General features: G+C 67.2%; 1 protein-coding gene. It reads left to right on the forward strand.

Annotated features, from left to right (window positions below; genetic code table 11):
- Positions 1 to 238, forward strand: a 238-nt coding sequence (locus J5M58_RS27635; RefSeq protein WP_207880712.1) for an amino acid permease, incomplete at both ends; no start/stop codon positions are given.

Genomic DNA, 238 nt, shown 5'->3' on the forward strand with positions numbered 1-238 from the left:
CCGGTCGGATGTGGGCAAGGCTACGGTGATCGGTTTCCTGGGGGTGCTGGCGTTGCTGGTGCTGGTCAACGTGTTGTCGCTGGGGGTGATGACCCAGCCGGAACTGGCCGGGCTGCAGAACCCGTCGATGGCTGCCGTGCTGGAGCATGTGGTCGGCCACTGGGGTGCGGTGCTGATCAGCGTCGGCCTGATCATCTCGCTGCTCGGGGCCCTGCTGTCGTGGGTGCTGCTGTGCGCC

This window comes from Pseudomonas sp. 32_A (assembly GCF_017490905.1).
Classification (GTDB): Bacteria; Pseudomonadota; Gammaproteobacteria; order Pseudomonadales; family Pseudomonadaceae; genus Aquipseudomonas; species Aquipseudomonas inefficax.